14 protein-coding genes are annotated in these 16,182 nt (G+C 73.8%); 4 read left to right on the forward strand and 10 right to left on the reverse strand.

Features of this window, described 5'->3' with window-relative positions:
• Window positions 1–78 precede the first annotated feature (78 nt).
• Window positions 79–786, forward strand: a complete 708-nt coding sequence (locus ACIP8W_RS21750) for a zf-HC2 domain-containing protein (protein WP_401957158.1) — start codon at window positions 79–81, stop codon at window positions 784–786.
• Between the two features lie 45 nt (window positions 787–831).
• On the opposite strand, the gene ACIP8W_RS21755 is transcribed toward ACIP8W_RS21750, so the two are convergent.
• The gene (locus ACIP8W_RS21755; RefSeq protein WP_401957157.1) at window positions 832–1,707 is read right to left on the reverse strand and encodes an Fpg/Nei family DNA glycosylase; all 876 of its coding nucleotides are present in this window, start codon (window positions 1,705–1,707) and stop codon (window positions 832–834) included.
• Window positions 1,708–1,817: 110 nt separating this feature from the next.
• On the opposite strand from ACIP8W_RS21755, the gene ACIP8W_RS21760 reads away from it, so the two are divergent.
• Entirely contained in the window at window positions 1,818–2,537 is a 720-nt protein-coding gene (locus tag ACIP8W_RS21760; protein ID WP_401957154.1) for an alpha/beta fold hydrolase, read from the forward strand.
• Window positions 2,538–2,643: 106 nt separating this feature from the next.
• On the opposite strand, the gene ACIP8W_RS21765 is transcribed toward ACIP8W_RS21760, so the two are convergent.
• Together ACIP8W_RS21765 and ACIP8W_RS21770 are read right to left on the reverse strand one after the other, a co-directional pair.
• Window positions 2,644–4,716: a SpoIIE family protein phosphatase gene (locus ACIP8W_RS21765; protein ID WP_401957152.1), complete on the reverse strand. Its 2,073-nt coding sequence runs from the start codon at window positions 4,714–4,716 to the stop codon at window positions 2,644–2,646.
• A gap of 82 nt (window positions 4,717–4,798) precedes the next feature.
• Window positions 4,799–6,016, reverse strand: coding sequence for a DUF6777 domain-containing protein (locus ACIP8W_RS21770; protein WP_402204221.1), 1,218 nt, complete (start codon window positions 6,014–6,016; stop codon window positions 4,799–4,801).
• Between the two features lie 162 nt (window positions 6,017–6,178).
• Between ACIP8W_RS21770 and ACIP8W_RS21775 the strand changes: the two genes are divergently transcribed.
• Entirely contained in the window at window positions 6,179–7,024 is an 846-nt protein-coding gene (locus tag ACIP8W_RS21775) for a YndJ family protein (protein WP_401957150.1), read from the forward strand.
• The gene (locus tag ACIP8W_RS21780) at window positions 7,021–7,572 is read left to right on the forward strand and encodes a DUF1990 family protein (RefSeq protein ID WP_401957149.1); all 552 of its coding nucleotides are present in this window, start codon (window positions 7,021–7,023) and stop codon (window positions 7,570–7,572) included. The genes ACIP8W_RS21775 and ACIP8W_RS21780 overlap by 4 nt, the downstream gene beginning before the upstream one ends.
• 35 nt (window positions 7,573–7,607) lie before the next feature.
• Here the strand turns inward: ACIP8W_RS21780 and ACIP8W_RS21785 are convergent, their stop codons facing one another.
• The 7 genes from ACIP8W_RS21785 to ACIP8W_RS21815 all read right to left on the reverse strand — a co-directional run bounded on the left by ACIP8W_RS21785 (window position 7,608) and on the right by ACIP8W_RS21815 (window position 16,139).
• The gene (locus ACIP8W_RS21785; RefSeq protein ID WP_402204223.1) at window positions 7,608–9,476 is read right to left on the reverse strand and encodes a phospholipase C; all 1,869 of its coding nucleotides are present in this window, start codon (window positions 9,474–9,476) and stop codon (window positions 7,608–7,610) included.
• Between the two features lie 178 nt (window positions 9,477–9,654).
• Window positions 9,655–10,920, reverse strand: coding sequence for an iron uptake transporter deferrochelatase/peroxidase subunit (efeB, locus tag ACIP8W_RS21790; protein WP_402204225.1), 1,266 nt, complete (start codon window positions 10,918–10,920; stop codon window positions 9,655–9,657).
• Window positions 10,917–12,176 (reverse strand): EfeM/EfeO family lipoprotein, encoded by a 1,260-nt coding sequence (locus tag ACIP8W_RS21795; protein ID WP_402204227.1) that lies wholly within the window; start codon window positions 12,174–12,176, stop codon window positions 10,917–10,919. The genes efeB and ACIP8W_RS21795 overlap by 4 nt, the downstream gene beginning before the upstream one ends.
• A gap of 96 nt (window positions 12,177–12,272) precedes the next feature.
• Window positions 12,273–12,443: a hypothetical protein gene (locus ACIP8W_RS21800; RefSeq protein WP_401957142.1), complete on the reverse strand. Its 171-nt coding sequence runs from the start codon at window positions 12,441–12,443 to the stop codon at window positions 12,273–12,275.
• A gap of 254 nt (window positions 12,444–12,697) precedes the next feature.
• Window positions 12,698–14,188 (reverse strand): SDR family NAD(P)-dependent oxidoreductase, encoded by a 1,491-nt coding sequence (locus ACIP8W_RS21805; protein WP_401957140.1) that lies wholly within the window; start codon window positions 14,186–14,188, stop codon window positions 12,698–12,700.
• Window positions 14,189–14,334: 146 nt separating this feature from the next.
• A complete protein-coding gene (locus ACIP8W_RS21810; protein ID WP_401957168.1) occupies window positions 14,335–15,027 on the reverse strand; it encodes a GNAT family N-acetyltransferase in 693 nt (230 codons plus the stop codon).
• A 191-nt stretch (window positions 15,028–15,218) separates the two neighbouring features.
• Window positions 15,219–16,139 carry an NADP-dependent oxidoreductase gene (locus ACIP8W_RS21815; RefSeq protein WP_401957138.1) on the reverse strand — a complete coding sequence of 307 codons (921 nt, stop codon included), beginning with the start codon at window positions 16,137–16,139 and terminating at the stop codon, window positions 15,219–15,221.
• Window positions 16,140–16,182 lie beyond the last annotated feature (43 nt).

The raw sequence follows: 16,182 nt of genomic DNA on the forward strand, positions 1-16,182 counted from the left end.
CCCGTTGGTAGTGAGGAAGGATCCGCCCAATGGCAAGAACCTTTGAGTGATTCCGTACCCCGGTGCGTAACAGACAACATGCGGACCCTGGACCTTCATCGCGATGTCGGCGCCTATGCATTGGGCGTGCTGGACGCCGCGGACGCCTTCCGCTTCGAAGACCACCTGATGGTCTGCCCGCAGTGCACCCTGCTGCTGGCCGACTTCGGTGGAGTGAAGGCGCAACTCGACAACTACGCCCGGCAGACCCCGGCCGAGGTGGCCCCCTTCATCGTCGCCGACCCGGCGCTGCTGACCGGACTGCTCGACCGGACCGCCGCCGGACAGCGCAGGAGCCGCAGGCGGTGGCTGGCGCTGGTGGCCGTCGCGGCGATGCTCGTGCTGGGCGGCCCGCTCGCCGTCCTCGGCACGGCCTCCGACCGGGTGACGGGTCCGGGGGCGGTGGGCGCGGGAGCGGTCCCGGGCGTGAGTCCGGGCGGCGAGGTGGCCGCGCGGTGGACCGCGTCGGACTCGACGACCGGAACGTCCGCCGTCGTGACGACGGCGGGGACGGACTGGGGCACGGACATCGGCCTGGAGCTGGACCGCCCGGGTGTCGCCGAGGTGTGCTCCCTGGTGGTGGTGGGGGTGGACGGCTCCGAGACGACGGTGATGACCTGGGCCTCACGCGCGGAGGACAGCGAAACGATGATCACCAAGGGCGGGGCCGCGCTGGCCCCCGAGGAGATCGACCACTTCGAGATACGGGCCGCCGACGGACGGGTGCTGGTCACGATCAACGGATGACCCGGGGCGCTCGACGGCCCGACGCCGTCGGGCGCCGGGCCCGTCTCACTTGAGGAGCCGGGACATCCTGCGGTCGGCGAGCGGCCGGCCGCCCGTCTGACAGGTGGGGCAGTACTGGAGCGAGGAGTCGCTGAAGGACACCTCGCGGATGGTGTCACCGCAGACCGGACACGGCTCGCCGGTACGGCCGTGCACCCGCAGCCCGCTCTTCTTCTCCGCCTTGAGCCGCCCGGCGGCCACCCCGCGCGAGCGCTCGACGGCCTCGGACAGGGTGGCGCGCAGCGCCTCGTACAGGGTGGTGATCTCCTCCTCGGAGAGGTGGCCCACCGGTTTGAACGGGGACATCCGGGCGGCGTGCAGGATCTCGTCGCTGTAGGCGTTGCCGATGCCGGCGATCAGCCGCTGGTCGCGCAGCGCCCCCTTGAGCTGCCGCCGTTCGCCGGTGAGCAGCCCGGCGAACGCGGCACGGTCGAAGGAGGCCGCGAGCGGGTCGGGGCCGAGCCGCGCGATACCGGGGACGTCCCCGGGGTCCCGTACGAGATGGACGGCGAGGCGTTTGGTGGTGCCCGCCTCGGTCAGATCGAACCCGTCGCCCCCGGCCAGCACGGTCCGCAGGGCCAGCGGCCCCCTGCCCGGTCCCGGCGGCTCGGCGGGAAAGGAGTCCTTCCAGCGCAGCCAGCCCGCGCGGGCGAGATGGACCGCGAGACGCAGCTCCGTACCGTCGGTGGCCGTGGTGACGATGTCGAGCCACTTGCCGTGCCGGGCGGTCCCGGTGACCGTGGCGCCCTCCAGCGCGGACAGCGGAGGATCATAGGTCTTGAGGACATTGACCGTAAGCGGCAGGACACGGACGATTTCCTTGCCCACCAGATGGCCGTCGAGGAACTCTCGCAACGCTTCGACCTCGGGTAGTTCCGGCATACCTCCAGCGTGCCGCAGAGTCCGCGGGAGTGCCCGGTTCCCCGGGCGGCCGCGAACAGCGGGCAGCACCCTCCCCGGGAGGCGCCCGCAGGAAAGGAAGGCCGCCCTCCATGCCCGGACGCGACCACCGCACCCCCGTACGGCCCGCCCTGGTCCTCGACAGGACCGCCGCCCGGCCCCGCGCCGCCGTCCTGGTGCTGCACGGCGGCAGCGTGGAGAGCCTCCGGCCGCCGGGCAGACTGGGAGCGGCCGCGGCCCGGATGGTCCCGTTCACCCGCGCGGTGCTACGGGCCACCGAGGGGTACGACGTGGTGGTGGGCCGGGTCCGCTACCGCCACCGGGGCTGGAACGACGGGCGCGCCGACGCCGCCCGGGACGCGCGCCGGGCGCTGGACGAGCTGGAGCAGCTGGTGGGGCGGGTGCCCGTGGTGCTGCTGGGGCACTCGATGGGGGGCCGTGCCGCGCTGGCCGCCGCCGGGCACAGCCTGGTCACCGGGGTGGTGGGGCTCGCCCCGTGGTGCCCACCGGGCGAGCCGGTGGCGCAACTGGCCGAGCGCCGGGTGGTGCTGCTGCACAGCGACCGGGACCGGATCACGGACCCGCGCGGCAGCGTCGAGCTGGCCGCCCGCGCCAGGGTGGCGGGCGCCGAGGCCGCCGCCGTACTGCTGCACGGGAGTGATCACGGGATGGTGCGCCGGGCGGCCACCTGGCACGCGCTGGCCACCGGATCGGTCACGGCGCTGCTCGGGACGGCCCCGTTCCCGGAGGTGGTGGCGCGGGCGTTCCGGGAGGCGGCCGGGGGCCGGACGGAACCGGTCCAGCGGGCGTGACCGGCCGCACCGGATGTGAACCGGGTGTGGCCGGCGAACCGTGGCCGGTGCCCCGTACGGAACGAGCCCGCCCAGCGGCCCGGCCTCTCCGTACGACGGACCCCGCTCAGCGGCCCGGCCGGTCCGTCACCACGAACTCGCACCAGACGCACTTGCCGCCGCCGCGCGACTCCACGCCCCACTCGTCCGCCAGCAGGTCGACCAGCAGCAGCCCGCGCCCCGAGACCCCGGACTCCCCCGCATCCCGGCGGTGCGGCAGGGAGCTGGACCCGTCCTCCACCTCGACCCGTATCCGGCGCTCCGCGCCCGCCAGCACCCGTACGACCACGGTCGCCGCGCTGTCGGTGTGCATCAGGGCGTTGGTGATCAGCTCGTCGGCGGCCAGCTCGATATCGTCGGAGCGCTCCCCGGCCCCCCAGGCGCTCACCGCCGCCCGGATCTGGTGGCGGGCGGTCCGCAGCGCCTGTGGGTCCGACCGGCCGACGTCCCGCTGGAGCCGGCCGCCCGTCCGGGGTGGGCGCGCGCCCACCCGGCGCAGCAGCAGGACGGCGACGTCGTCCTCGCCGCCCCGCGCGTCCACGACCTCGCAGAGCCGGTCGGCCAGCAGTTGCAGATCGTGCGGCCCGTCCGCGACCAGCGCGGCCAGCAGCCGCATCCCGTCGTCCAGGTCGGCGCCCGGCTGCTCGACCAGTCCGTCCGTGTAGAGCAGCAGCGTCTGGCCAGGGTCCAGCTCCATGGTCTCCACCGGGTAGTCGAGCGCGCCGAAGGAGGCCGAGAGGCCGAGCGGCATCCCGCCGGGCACGGGCAGTCTGCGGCAGCCGCCGTCGGCGTCCCTGACCAGCGGATCGACATGCCCGGCGCGGACGAGTCTGATGACCCCGGTGGTCAGCTCGGCCTCCGCGTAGACGCAGGTCGCGAAGCGGTTGGTGTCGAGTTCCCGCAGGAAGACCGAGGCCCGCGCCATCACGGTGGCGGGCGCGTGCCCCTCGGCGGCGTAGGCCCGCAGCACGATCCGCAGCTGCCCCATCACGGCGGCGGCGTGGGTGTCATGTCCCTGTACGTCGCCGATGACCGCCCCGACCCGCCCGCCGGGCAGCGGGATGATGTCGTACCAGTCGCCGCCGATGTCCCTGCCGAGCCGGGCCGAGCGGTAGCGGACCGCGATCTCGGCCCCGTCGACGGCGGGGATCCGGCGCGGCAGCATGGCCTGCTGGAGCCCCTCCGCGAGGTCGTGCTCCTGCTCGAAGAGCACGGCGCGCTGGAGGCTCTGCGCGATGCTGCTGCCGAGGGCGACCAGCAGATTGCGGTCGTCGGCGGAGAAGGCGTCCTTGTCGCGGTAGAGCAGTCCGAGTGCGCCGATGGGCCGGGCCTGGGCGATCAGCGGCAGATAGGCGGCGGCGTTGATGCCCAGCTCGCTGATGTGCGGCCACAGCAGCGGGTAGCAGTCGGCGAACTCCTCGGCGGACTCGATGAAGCGGGGCGCGAGGGTCCGGATCACCTCGCTCATCGGGTACTCCTCGTCGGTGCGCGTGACGCGCGTTCCCGGGACGTACGAGCCCTCGGGGCCCTCCGCCACCAGATGGATGCGGCCCGCCTCCATCAGCCCCATGACCAGGCTGGTGGCGCCGAGGTGGGCCAGGCCGTGGGGCTCCTTGAGCACGTCGATGACGTCCTGGACGGTCCTGGCGTGGGCGAGCGCGGCGGCGGTGCCCTCGACGACGCTCGTACGCACCCGGCGGGCCACGTTCAGTTCGAGGCGGGCGGCGGAGTCGGCGAGCTCCTGGGAGGCGTCGCGGACGATTCCGATGACCCGGTGCGGTACGCCGTCGGCGTCGCGGCGGATACAGCCCTGGGTGTGGGTCCAGCGCAGGGTGCCGTTGCGCAGCCGGACCCGGAAGTACGCGCCGTAGTTGGCGCTGCCGTCCCCGATCGCCCGGGACACCAGCTCGTCGATGCGGTGCTGCTCGCCCTCGGGGATCCGGGGGTCGAGCCCGTCCGGGCGGCCCTCGTACTCCTCGGCGCGCAGGTCGAAGACGCCCAGGGCCGGGGCGTCCAGATGCAGGAGCCCGTGGTCGAGGTCCCAGTCGAAGGTGCCCATCCGGTTGAGGGACAGGCTGGTGTCCGGATGGACGGGCCAGTCGTCGGGGAGCGACAGGGGACCCGTTGCCCGTTCAGCCATGGAGCCACTCTGTCACTATTTGTCGGATTATTCGAGCGATCCGGGGCGCCCGGCCCCGCCCGGGACCGCCCGGCGGCCGGGGTCAGCCCTGGAACGAGTCGGGGCCGATGAGCACGTCACCGGGCTCCCCGTCGGGCACGGAGGTGAGCGGATCCCCACCGGACAGCACCCCGAGGTCGGCGTCGAGCAGATCGGTGTCGAACAGATCCGCGTCCACCGGATCACCGTCCAGCAGATCACCGCCGAGCGGATCGGCACCCGACAGGCCGCCGCCGTCCAGCGGATCGGCGAGATCGGCGGGCAGACCGCCGGACAGGAGATCATCGGCGGGCGGTACGGGCCCGCCCGCGTCCGGCAGCGGATCGGAGCGCCTGTCCCCGCCCCCCGGCACGGCGGCGGGCGCGTTCGGGCGCGGGGCCGTGGAGGCGGCCGGGGACGGCGGCGCGAGGACCGGGTCCGGCTGCTTGACGGCCTCGGGGTCGGTGATGTCCGCGTCCGGGGCGTACGGCGGCGGTACGGCGGGGACCGCGTCGTCCCCTCCGTCGGTGCCGGTCCGCCGCTCCACCCAGGCGTTGTCGGGGACGCCGACGATGACCAGGCTGTCGACGGGGAGTTCCGCGCGGTGGACGACGACGACCCGCTCGGAGCGGTAGCCCGGCCACCGCTCGCCCCGGTAGGTCACGGAGCCCTTGGCCGCGACCGGCGCGCCGAGCGGGCTCCCGGAGGCGCAGCGCACCCTCGGCATCCCCCGGTCGTCGACCATGACGGCGGTCCCCGCCTGGAGCACGGACTGGAAGGGGGCGGCGGCGCCGTCGCGGTAGCCGTGATCGGTCACCCGGATGTCGGCCCGCAGGACCACGGGGGTCAGCGCGCGCAGGAAGCCGGGGACGGACACCGTCCCGCTGCCCGCGCCCCCGGCGAAGGCGCGGGAGATCGCCGGGTCGGCGGTGAGCAGCTCGATCTGGCGCTTCACATCGCAGCTGGCGGAGGCGGAGCCCGCGTACAGCCCCGGCGTGGCGCCCGGCAGGGCGCGTGGTGTCCGTACGGGGGCGGCGGCCCGGGCCGGGCCGCCGCGCGCGTTCTCGCGCGGCGGCCCGGGCACGGCCCCCCGGGGCGGGGCGGCGGCGGTCGAGGCGGTGAACGGGTCGACGCCCCGGTCGGCGACCGGCTGGAGGCGCAGTTCCTTGCCGCTCGGCGGCGCCGGGGCGGTGCCGTCCGGCCGGCCGCAGCCCGTGGTGATCAGGACGCCCGCGCAGAGCGCGGCAAGCGTGGCGTGCCGGTGTCGGTGGGGTGGGCGCACCAGGGTCTCCCGCTTCTTCGTGTGGGAGTTCCATGTCTGCCGGACGCGTCCGGCGGACGCAAGCCGGAAAAGGTTCGACACGCCCGGGTCTTGAACACGTTCAACTCTCGTTCTACCCTCACTTGAGGAATTGAACGCGTTCAAGCGGGGGGATGGTGTGGAATGTCCGTGCTGGTCAGCCTGATCGTGATGCTCGGCATGCTGGTGATCGTGCCCCTGGGGCTGCGCCTGCTGGAGACGCCGGGGAGCACCACCGCACGGGCCCCGGGCTGCCCGCGCGCGCTACGCCGCCTGTGGCCCGTGCCCGCCGCGCTGGGAGCGGTGTCCCTGTGGCTGCCGCGCGGACCGGCCGCCGCCGCGTTGGCCTGCTGCTACGCCCTCGCCGCCCTGGCGCTGGCCCTGCACGCCCCCGCGCGGCTGGCGCGGACCCGCTCCGCGGCCCCGGCCGAGATCGCGGCGCTCACCGCCCTGGTGACCCCCGCCATCGCCGCGACGGCGCTGGTGGCCGAGCGCCTGGGCCATCCGCTCCTCGGCTTCGACCTGCCGGTGCTGACGCTGACCGTGGCGCACTTCCACTTCGCCGGGTTCGCCGCCGCCCTGGTCGCCGGGCTCGTCTGCCGTGCGGCGCCGGGACCGGCGGGCCGGTTCGCCGCGCTGAGCGTGCCGCTCGGCACCCTGCTCGTACTCGCCGGGTACTTCGTCGACGACTGGACCGAGCTGGCCGGGGCCGTGGTGCTCACCGCCGGTATGTGGACGGTGTCACTGCTGACCTGGCGGGAGATCCGGCCGCGCGGCCCCGACCGGCCCACCCGGGCCCTGCTCGGGGTCTCGGCGGGCGTGCTGGTGGCGACGATGCTGCTCGCCCTCTGCTGGGCCCTCGGCGAGGCCACCGGACTGCCCCACCCCACGCTCGCCTGGATGGCCGCGACCCACGGCCTCGGCAACGCCCTCGGATTCGCACTCTGCTCGGTGCTGTCCTGGCGACGACTCAAGGAGACCACCGTATGAAGCCCGTCCGTACAAAGCCCGTGCGTACGAAGCCCGCCCCGGACACACTCACCTACCCCGAGTCCGGCGCCACCCGGCACGGCCCGCTCCCGCGCGGCTACCACCACCTCCACCACCGCACCAGGATCGGCCGAGGCCGCCCGGTCTTCGAGGCGGCGGGCACCGCCGTCACCACCTGGGCCCTGCACCGCCGCTCGGGGGTGCTGATGCGGACCCGCGCCCCGCGCGCCGAGGCCCAAGTCACCATCGAGGTCGGCCTCGGCGCGGGCCCGCTGCGGATCAAGGCACCGTGCCGGGTGGTCTGGACGGCGTACGAGAGGGACCGCACCGGATTCGCGTACGGGACGCTGACCGGGCACCCGGAGTGCGGCGAGGAGTCCTTCATGGTCGAGCTGGCCGAGGACGGCACCGTGTGGTTCACCGTCATGGCGTTCAGCAGGCCCGGGTCCTGGTACACCCGGCTGGCGGGGCCGCTGGTGCCGGTGCTCCAGCGCGCGTACGCCCGATGGCTCGGCCGGACGCTGCGCCGGATCACGGCCACGCCCTGAGACAAGGGGCGGGGCCGGAGCGCCCGCCCCCGCTCTCAGAGCGCCGGGTGGCCCTTGCGGCGGCGGAGCGCCAGTACGCCTCCCGCCGTCGCGGCCAGCAGCAGCGCGCCGCCGATCGCCGCGGGCAGCGCCAGGGACGGAGCGCCGGACTCCACCATGAGCTGGGCCGACGGCGCGCCGCCCGCCGGGCCGGTGATCCGCCGTACGAGGGGCGCGGCGCTCGGTACGGTCTTCGACACCGCGCCGTTCTGGTCGAGGAACAGCGGGCTCCGGTGCGGGTGCTGGAAGTCGAAGGCGTGCAGCAGGCTGCCCCCGCGGGTGTCGAACGAGCCGTCACCGATCCGGCCGGTCCGCCAGTTGTTCTCGATGAACCGGGTGATGGACGTCTGCTCGGTGCGCGTGTGGTCCACGTGGTCGACCTTGGCGTACGGCGAGATCACCAGCAGCGGCTGGCGCGGCCCGGGACCGCAGCGGTCCTGGTAGCCGGAGACGGGCGCCGGCCCCCGGACGCAGGCGGGGCTGTCGGTGGCCAGCCCGTTGGAGCCCACCGTGGCGTCCTTGGACCCGTTGCGGACGGGCGGGGCCACATGGTCGTACCAGCCGTCAGAGTCGTCATAGGCGACGACGATCGCGGTGTCCTTCCACTGCGGGGACTGCTGGATCTTGTTGATCTCCGTGACCAGGAAGTGCTGCTCGTCGAGCGGGTCGGAGTTGCCGGGGTGGCCGTCCTGGTAGGCGGACGCCTTCAGGAAGCTCACGGCGGGCAGCTCGCGGGCGGCGAGCGCGGCGTCGAAGTCGGTGAGGTCGTAGTTGTGGTTGGCGCGCCCGGCGTGCCCGATCTCGGCGACCGAGGCCGGTGCGAGGTGGTGCGGGTTGGCCGTCGACTTGTAGTACTGGAACGGCGCGTGGTGCGGGCTGTAGTCCACGACGGCGGCGCCGCCCGTGTTGGTGTGGGTGGTCGCGCACTTCGCGTAACCGCCCTGCGCTCCGTCCCACGCGGTGCTCGGCCGGAAGCCGCCCTGGAACCAGCCCCAGCTGGCGCCCTTCGCGTTGAGGAGATCGCCGATGTTCTTCCCCTTGAGGGCGGCGAGCGCGGCGGTGCTGGTGTGGTTCTTGTCCGAGCAGTCGTCGTACGCCGGGTCGGGGTCGCTGATGACCGTGCCGACGCCGTGCGCGTCGGGGGAGGCCAGGACGGACGCGTCGGGGGTGGCGGTGGGCTTCGGGTTCTCCGTACCGGAGGCGGGGTCGACCGAGATCGCGCCATGGGTCTGGCCGGAGATCAGGTTCAGCGCGCCGGGGGTGGAGGGGCCGTAGCCGGAGCTGAAGGAGTTGTCGTTCAGCGTGTAGTGCTGGGCGTAGTTCCACAGCGCGGTGACGGTGTTGCCGTCGTAGTAGTCCATGACGAGTCCGGGCTCGCCGAACAGACCACCGGAGCACTGGTCGGTCTCGGTGTTCTCGACGAACTTGTCGGCCTTGCCGTTGTTGTACGCGCGCTGCTCGGGGCCGTAGTTGTGGTTCTGCGAACAGGTCATCGCCTGCTCGTGGGTGAGCCGCTTCGGCGCGTACTGGTTGGGGTTCTTCTTCAACAGCCCCGCGCTGACCAGGTTGTTCACCTTCGGGGTCCGGGGCGCGGCGGTGAAGGGGGTGCCGTCGGTGTTGGCGGCCTCCGGGTAGGTGCCGAAGTAGTGGTCGAAGGACTGGTTCTCGTCGAAGAGGACGACCAGGTGCTTGATCGGGGTGGTGGTCCGCGTACCGTCGTCCCCCGCCGGGTGGCCGGGGAGTACGGAGGCGGCGGCGGGGGCCATCGAGCCGCCGAGCGCGACCAGGGCGGCCGCGGCGGCGAGCGCGGCGGCCCGTCCCTTCGTACGCCGCTCGGGCCGTGCCCTATCTCTTGCAGTGAACATCTGTCACCCATCCATGCCTGCGCCGTGAAGTTCCGTCGGCATCATCGGACAGCCGCACGGCCCGCCGCGTGACCCGGCCATGGCCCTTCGGTGAATGCTCGGCCAGCAAATCCCCATGCGCCGCCCAAGGGCGGGTTGTCCCGCTCTGTCGCCCCGGTCGACCGGCCCGCCCGCTCTTTCACCCGGCCGCGTCGAGCAGTGCGCGCCCCAGCCAGTCGGACCGGTCGCGGACCCCGGGGAGCGCGAAGAAGTAGCCGCCGCCGTACGGCTTGATGTAGTCCACCAGCGGCTCCCCCGCCAGCTTCTTCTGGACGGCGGCGAACTGCCGGTCCAGATCCTGCTGGAAGCAGCAGAACAGCAGACCGGTATCGAGGTCGCCGTTGTCCCGCACGCCCCGGTCGTAGTTGTAGCCGCGCCGCAGCAGCCGGGCGTTCTCGGTGGCCGGGGTGCGGGGGTTGGCGAGCCTGATGTGCGCGTCGAGCGGGATCACGCTGCCCTGCGGGTCCTGGTCGAACCGCGGTATGTCGGTCTCGGCGCGGCCGTCCAGCGGCGCGCCGGTGTCGCGGGCCCGGCCCATCATGCGCTCCTGCTCGCGCAGGGAGACCCGGTCCCAGAACTCCACCATCATCCGGATCAGCCGCACCACCTGGTAGCTGCCGCCCTCCGCCCACCCCGGCTCGCCCGAGCCTCGCCCCACCCACACCAGCCGGTCCATCAGCCGGGCGTCGGTGGTGTCGGGGTTGGCCGTGCCGTCCTTGAAACCCATCAGATTGCGCGGGTTCCCCGAGGGGCGCGGTGGCGAGACGAAGCCCTCGGTACGCCAGCGGACCTGCATCGCTCCCCGGGTGTGCCGGGCGAGGTCGCGGAGCGCGTGCGCCAGTGTGTCGGGGTGGTCGGCGCACAGCTGGATCAGCAGATCGCCGTGGCACCAGGCGGCTTCGAGGTCGTCGTCGGGGAACACGTCCATCGACCGCAGCCCGCGCGGACGCAGCGGCGCGAGGGAGAAGCGGTCGTCGAAGAGCGAGGCGCCCACGGCGACCGTGGCCGTCAGCCCGTCGGCGGGGACGACCGGTCCGAGCACCCCGGAGTCGGACGGCGGCGCGGAGATCCCCAGCGGCCCGGGGACCCCGCCGCCGGTCAGGAACCGCAGCCGCTCGGTGAGGGTCCGCAGGAGTGCGGCGAGTCCGGCGCGGTCGCGCGCGGTGAGGTCGAAGGAGGTGAAGACGGCGTGCCGCTGGGCCGGGGTGAGGATTCCGGCCTGGTGGGGACCGTGGAAGGGGACGGTACGGTCCGCCGCGCCGTCCGTGGCCCGCCCGGGGTCCGGCGCCGCCGTGGCGGAGGGCGGTCCGATCCCGGCCGCCCCCACTGCGGCGCCCGTCACCAGGGCGCGTCGCAGCAGGACGCGCCGTCGCAGGCTGTTGCCGGGGGTGGTGTCGCCGGTCATGATGTCCTCCGTACGTCGAAAATGACCGCCACCGGGGCGAGTTGTTCCGCGAGCTCCCCGAGGTCGGCGTTGATCCGCTCCCGTTGGGCTCTCGGCAGCGCGTCCGGCGGTCCGGTGACGGCGTCGAGATCGTGTCCGGTGGCGCGCAGCAGCCGCTCGGCGGCGGCCAGTCCGGGATAGCGGGGCGCGAGCAACGGGCGCAGTACGCCGAGGAGTTCCGCCGTGCCGTCCAGGCCGGCCCGTGCGGTGGCGAGCGAGGTTCCGCTGCCGAAGTCGGAGCGTCCGGTCAGGTCGAGCTGGAGGGAGTCCTCGGTGATCTCGTGCGCCCGCAGCCCCAGGTCGAGCGGGTCCATCCGGGCGGCGGCCCACTGGGTCCGCAGCTGCCGCGCATCGGCGGCGAGCCGATCGGCGGGGCCGCGCAGCTCCTGGGCGGACTGGTGGTGCCACAGTCCGTACTCGACCCGGTGGAAGCCGGTGAACCCCTTGTCGCGCGGGCCGTCCGGCAGTCCGGCATCGGTGCCGTCGACCGCGTCGCCGAGGTCGCCGAACGCGCCGTAGGCGCCACCGAGCCGGGTGTACGCGAGGTGCGCGGGGAGCCAGGCGGCGCGCGCCCCGGCCAGATCGCCCCGGTCCACCGCGTCGCGCAGCGCGTCCGTCTTCGCCACCACACCTCCGAATCCGGCGGTGACCCACGTCTGGTAGGCGAGCGTCGGCGGGATCAGATCGTGCTGGTTGACCGGCTGGACGGCGGGGCTGCTCACGGTCCGGCCGCCGGTGATCCGGACGGTGGGCCCGGTGACGGCGTCGGTGTCCTCGACCAGACAGCGGAAGGCGTAGCCGCCCCGGCCGAGGGCGACCAGGATCGGCCGGGTGGTCCCCGGCGCCAGACCGTCGACCTCGCCGAGCAGGGCGCCGGAGCTGTCGGTGAGATAGACCTCGGCGGCCGAGGCGGTGCCGTTGTGGACGTCGAAGACCTGGAGCCCGGGGCGGGGGGTGCGCCAGCCCCGGCCGCAGGCGTCCGCGGCGGCGGAGACGCCGACGGTGGTGTGGCGCAGCCCGTCCGCGCCCGTGGTGGCCGCTGTACGGGCGACGGGTCGCGGATGGTCCCCGGCGACCGCCACCAGCAGGATGCCCCCGGCACCGGCCAGCGCCGCGCACACGGCGAGCAACAGCCGTACGCGACGCCGGCCGGGGGCCGTGGGGGGCCGGTCCGTGGGGTCGGGGGCGGAGTCGGGAGGAAAGGGGCGACGGTTCACGGAACCGGATGCTAGTTCCCGGTTCCCGGGGCCCCGGGAACCGTTCGGTGAAGTTCCGCCGAAGTTCGGGTGACCGGCGGGCCACCCGAACGCGCGTTAATCGACGCCGGGCAGGATGTGCGGCTCCGCGAGGTCGTCCTCGTAACCGGCGAGTCTGATGGGGGCGGAGCGCGCCCAGACCTCCAGATTGCCGATCTTCTCGGCTCCGCGGGTCCGTTCGGCGGACTCCGCCGGACGCTGTTCACGCTGGGTCACATCTGGTGTCACCGCGCACTCCTCATGTGTCGCGCAACTCTGGGACAGGGCGTTCCGTCGCGGTGGCGTCGTTTGTCGGACGGGAGCGCGGCCGTGGTAGTGGGCCTGTCCCTGAGGGGCGGCCGTGGGGATGGTGTATCCCTGTGTGGCCGTCCACGTGCACCAGAGTAACCAGATGAGCGCCGGCGCGCTCTATAGGGCTCGCTTTCGAGTGATGTTTTGGCCAACCGGCCGACCAGCGGTCGACCTGGTTGAACGGTGCCGGATTACCAGTTGGCGGGCGCGTAGTCCTTGAGGAAACAGCCGTAGAGGTCTTCGCCGCTCTCGCCCCGCACGATCGGGTCGTACACCCGCGCCGCGCCGTCGATCAGGTCCAGCGGGGCGTGGAAGCCCTCGTCGGCCAGGCGCATCTTGTCCGGATGCGGGCGCTCGTCGGTGATCCAGCCGGTGTCGACGGCGGTCATCAGGATCCGGTCGGTCTCGAACATCTCCTGGGCGCTGGTACGGGTGAGCATGTTCAGCGCGGCCTTGGCCATGTTGGTGTGGGGGTGGCCCGCGCCCTTGTAGCCACGGCTGAAGACGCCCTCCATGGCGGAGACGTTCACGACGTAGGCGCGCTCGGCCCCGGCCGCGGCCATCGCCGGGCGCAGCCGGCTGATGAGGATGAACGGCGCGGTGGAGTTGCACAGCTGCACTTCGAGCAGTTCGACCGCGTCGACCTCGGAGACCGTCTGGACCCAGCTGTTGGAGTCGTGCAGATCCGGTACGAGACCGCCCGCGTCGATCGCGGTGCCCGCCTCGATCCTGGCGAGGGTGGCGGAGCCGCCGAGCAGGGCGAGGCCGGTGACGTCGGAGGCGCTCAGGGCCTCCACCCCGGCGGCGGGCAGCACGGCCTGGGCGCCGCTGCCGAAGGCCCCGATGACCTGCGAGGCGGGGAGCGCGCCGGCGGGCAGGGGCGCGGACTCGGCGGCGAGCAGCTCGCGGTAGGCGCCCGGGGAGCGGCGTACCGTCTGCGCGGCGTTGTTGATCAGGATGTCGAGCGGACCCTCGGCCGCGACGGCGTCGGCCAGCGCGACGACCTGCGCGGGGTCCCGCAGATCGATTCCGACGATCTTGAGGCGGTGGATCCAGTCCTCGCTGTCGGGCATCGCCTTGAAGCGGCGGATCGCGTCACCGGGGAAGCGGGTGGTGATGGTGGTGTGGGCGCCGTCGCGCAGCAGCCGCAGCGCGATGTACATACCGATCTTGGCCCGGCCGCCGGTGAGCAGCGCGCGGCGGCCCGTCAGATCCGTACGGGCGTCGCGGCGGGCGCGGTTCTCGGCGGCGCACGGCTGGCAGAGCTGGTGGTAGAAGGCGTCGACCTCGGTGTAGCGGGTCTTGCAGATGTAGCAGGAGCGGGGGCGCTGGAGTATGCCCGCGATGTCCCCGGCAGCCGACGAGGAGGGCAGCAACCCCTGGGTCTCGTCGTCGATGCGCTCGGCGGAGCCGGTCGCGGTGGCCTCGGTGACGGCCTTGTCGTGGGCGGTCTTGGCGGCCCTGCGCTCCTGACGGCGACGCTGCTTCACGGTCCGGTAGATCCCGGCGGTGGCCCGCCGGACGGCGATGGCGTCGGGGTGGTCGACGTCCAGCTTGTCGAGTTCGTCGAGAACGGCCAGACAGACGGCCATCCGGTCGGGGTCGATGCCGGGACCGTAGGTCTGGCTCTCGCCGTACGCCGGGCTCTCGCCGTACGCGGGGCTGTCCTCTGTCACCGTCATCGCCGCTGCCGTTCCTCGATCACTCATGGGTCACCCGGGTCACCCGTACGCCGGAGTCCCCGTTTGGGGCTTTTATTGACTATTGCGGCCGTCCCCGCAGGTCAGGTGCGTACCCGCGGAAAGGGTGCCAGCAAAATCCCGGCATTCTATCCCGTGCCGGCCCTCTCCTGCTCACCCGCCGGGACGCGGACGCCCAGGAACCGGGTGGTCCGGCGCAGTCCGAAGCCCAGTGACTCGTACAGCCTGATCGCGTTCGTGTTGTCGGCGGCCGCGTGCAGGAAGGGGACCTCGCCCCGGGCCCTGATCCCGTCGGCGACCGCCAGGACGAGCTGGGCCGCGAGCCCCCGGCCACGGAACTCGGGGGCGGTGCAGACGGCACTGATCTCGGTCCAGCCGGTGGGGTGCAGCCGCTCCCCCGCCATCGCGACGAGCGCGCCCTCGCGGCGGACGCCCAGATAGGTCCCCATCTCGATGGTGCGCGACAGGAAGGGCCCCGGCCGGGTCCGCTCCACCAGGGCGAGGATCTCCGGCACGTCGGCCGGGCCCAGGAGCACCGCCTCCTCGTACGGCGCCGTGGCGAGCCCGGCGTCGACGAGCTGCACCCCGTCCGCCCGGAAGGTGACCTCCCAGTCGGCGGGCGGCGGGGTGGTGTATCCGGCGAGCGAGAGGGAGCCGCCGGGACCCGCGAAGACGGCGGCGTCCGCCCAGTCCGCCGCGTCGGGGTCGTCGGGCAGCGCCAGCCAGGGCGAGACCTCGGGCGGGTAGCGCAGCAGCCGGCCGCGCCGCTCGGCGAAGTGCGCGTGCGGCCCGGTGAGGGAGGAGCGCGCGGGACTGTCCAGCGGGTGGGGGCCCTGGCTCCCGGCCGGTACGGGCCGCTCGGCCGGTACGGGCCGCTCGGCAGGTACGGGCCGCTCGGCAGGTACGGGCCGCTCGGCAGGTACGGGCCGCTCGGCAGGTACGGGCTGTTGGGCCGGTACGGGCTGTTGGGCCGGTACGTCCCGCCGCACCGGTACGGGCCGCTGGATGCCGCTCACGCGCCGACCTCGATCACTGTCTTCCCCTTGGCATGTCCGCTCTCCACCGCGCTCAGCGCCTCGCCCGCCCGCTCCAGCGGGAAGGCCAGGGTCACATACGGCCGCAGCGCGCCGGCCACCACCAACCGCGCGACCTCGTCGAGGACGGCAGCCGTCCGCCGCCGTACGACCACCGCGCCGCCCAGCTCCACCACCGCCGTCTTGTCGGCCACGCTCAGCAGCTTCGTACGGTCGTCGAGGAGTACGGCCGCGGCTTCGAGGTCGGCGCCGCCCACCAGGTCGAGGACCGCGTCGACGCCGTCGGGCGCCACGGCCCGGACACGCTCCGCGAGGCCGGGGCCCGGCGGAACGTGGACCGCGCCCAGCGACTCGACGAACTCCTTCTTGGCCGCGCTCGCCGTGCCGATGACCGTCAGCCCCTCGCCCCGGGCGATCCGGGCGGCGGCCACCCCCACCCCGCCGCCCGCGCCGAGGATCAGCAGGGTCGCGCCGGGTGCCAGGGCCGCGTGGCGCACGGCGTCGTAGGCAGTCGCCGCCGCGACCGGCAGACAGGCCGCGTCCGTGGCCGGCAGCGCGGCCGGGCGGTGGGCGGTGACCGCGGCGGACAGCAGGGTGTGCTCCGCGTAACCGCCGGTCAGCGTGGAGCCGAAGACCTCGTCGCCCACGGCGAAGCCCTCGACCCCGGCGCCGATCTCCCGGACCACCCCGGCGGCCTCGCTGCCGAGCACGGCGGGCAGCTCGGCGGGCGGCTCGCCCGGCCTGCGGTAGCCGCCGCGCAGCTTCCAGTCGACGGGGTTGACGCCCGCCGCGCGCACGGCGATCAGCAGCGCGCCGGGGCCGGGGCGGGGCGGCGGCCGGTCGATGAAGGTCTGCGTCTCGGGACCGCCGTGCCGGGTGAAGACATACGCCGTGGACATGCCGGGTGACTCCTCGCTCTGCCGGACAACAGAAGAGGGAATG

Origin of the sequence: Streptomyces sp. NPDC088554 (assembly GCF_044752945.1) — a bacterium.
Lineage (GTDB): Bacteria > Actinomycetota > Actinomycetes > Streptomycetales > Streptomycetaceae > Streptomyces.

What these genes read in the sequence shown, in the direction of transcription:
- ACIP8W_RS21765 (WP_401957152.1), bottom strand. Translation starts at nt 4,716, where the DNA reads ATGGCTGAACGGGCAACGGGTCCCCTGTCGCTCCCCGACGACTGGCCC.
- ACIP8W_RS21750 (WP_401957158.1), top strand. Translation starts at nt 79, where the DNA reads ATGCGGACCCTGGACCTTCATCGCGATGTCGGCGCCTATGCATTGGGC.
- ACIP8W_RS21785 (WP_402204223.1), bottom strand. Translation starts at nt 9,476, where the DNA reads ATGTTCACTGCAAGAGATAGGGCACGGCCCGAGCGGCGTACGAAGGGA.
- efeB (WP_402204225.1), bottom strand. Translation starts at nt 10,920, where the DNA reads ATGACCGGCGACACCACCCCCGGCAACAGCCTGCGACGGCGCGTCCTG.
- ACIP8W_RS21815 (WP_401957138.1), bottom strand. Translation starts at nt 16,139, where the DNA reads ATGTCCACGGCGTATGTCTTCACCCGGCACGGCGGTCCCGAGACGCAG.
- ACIP8W_RS21775 (WP_401957150.1), top strand. Translation starts at nt 6,179, where the DNA reads ATGTCCGTGCTGGTCAGCCTGATCGTGATGCTCGGCATGCTGGTGATC.
- ACIP8W_RS21805 (WP_401957140.1), bottom strand. Translation starts at nt 14,188, where the DNA reads ATGACGGTGACAGAGGACAGCCCCGCGTACGGCGAGAGCCCGGCGTAC.
- ACIP8W_RS21760 (WP_401957154.1), top strand. Translation starts at nt 1,818, where the DNA reads ATGCCCGGACGCGACCACCGCACCCCCGTACGGCCCGCCCTGGTCCTC.
- ACIP8W_RS21780 (WP_401957149.1), top strand. Translation starts at nt 7,021, where the DNA reads ATGAAGCCCGTCCGTACAAAGCCCGTGCGTACGAAGCCCGCCCCGGAC.
- ACIP8W_RS21755 (WP_401957157.1), bottom strand. Translation starts at nt 1,707, where the DNA reads ATGCCGGAACTACCCGAGGTCGAAGCGTTGCGAGAGTTCCTCGACGGC.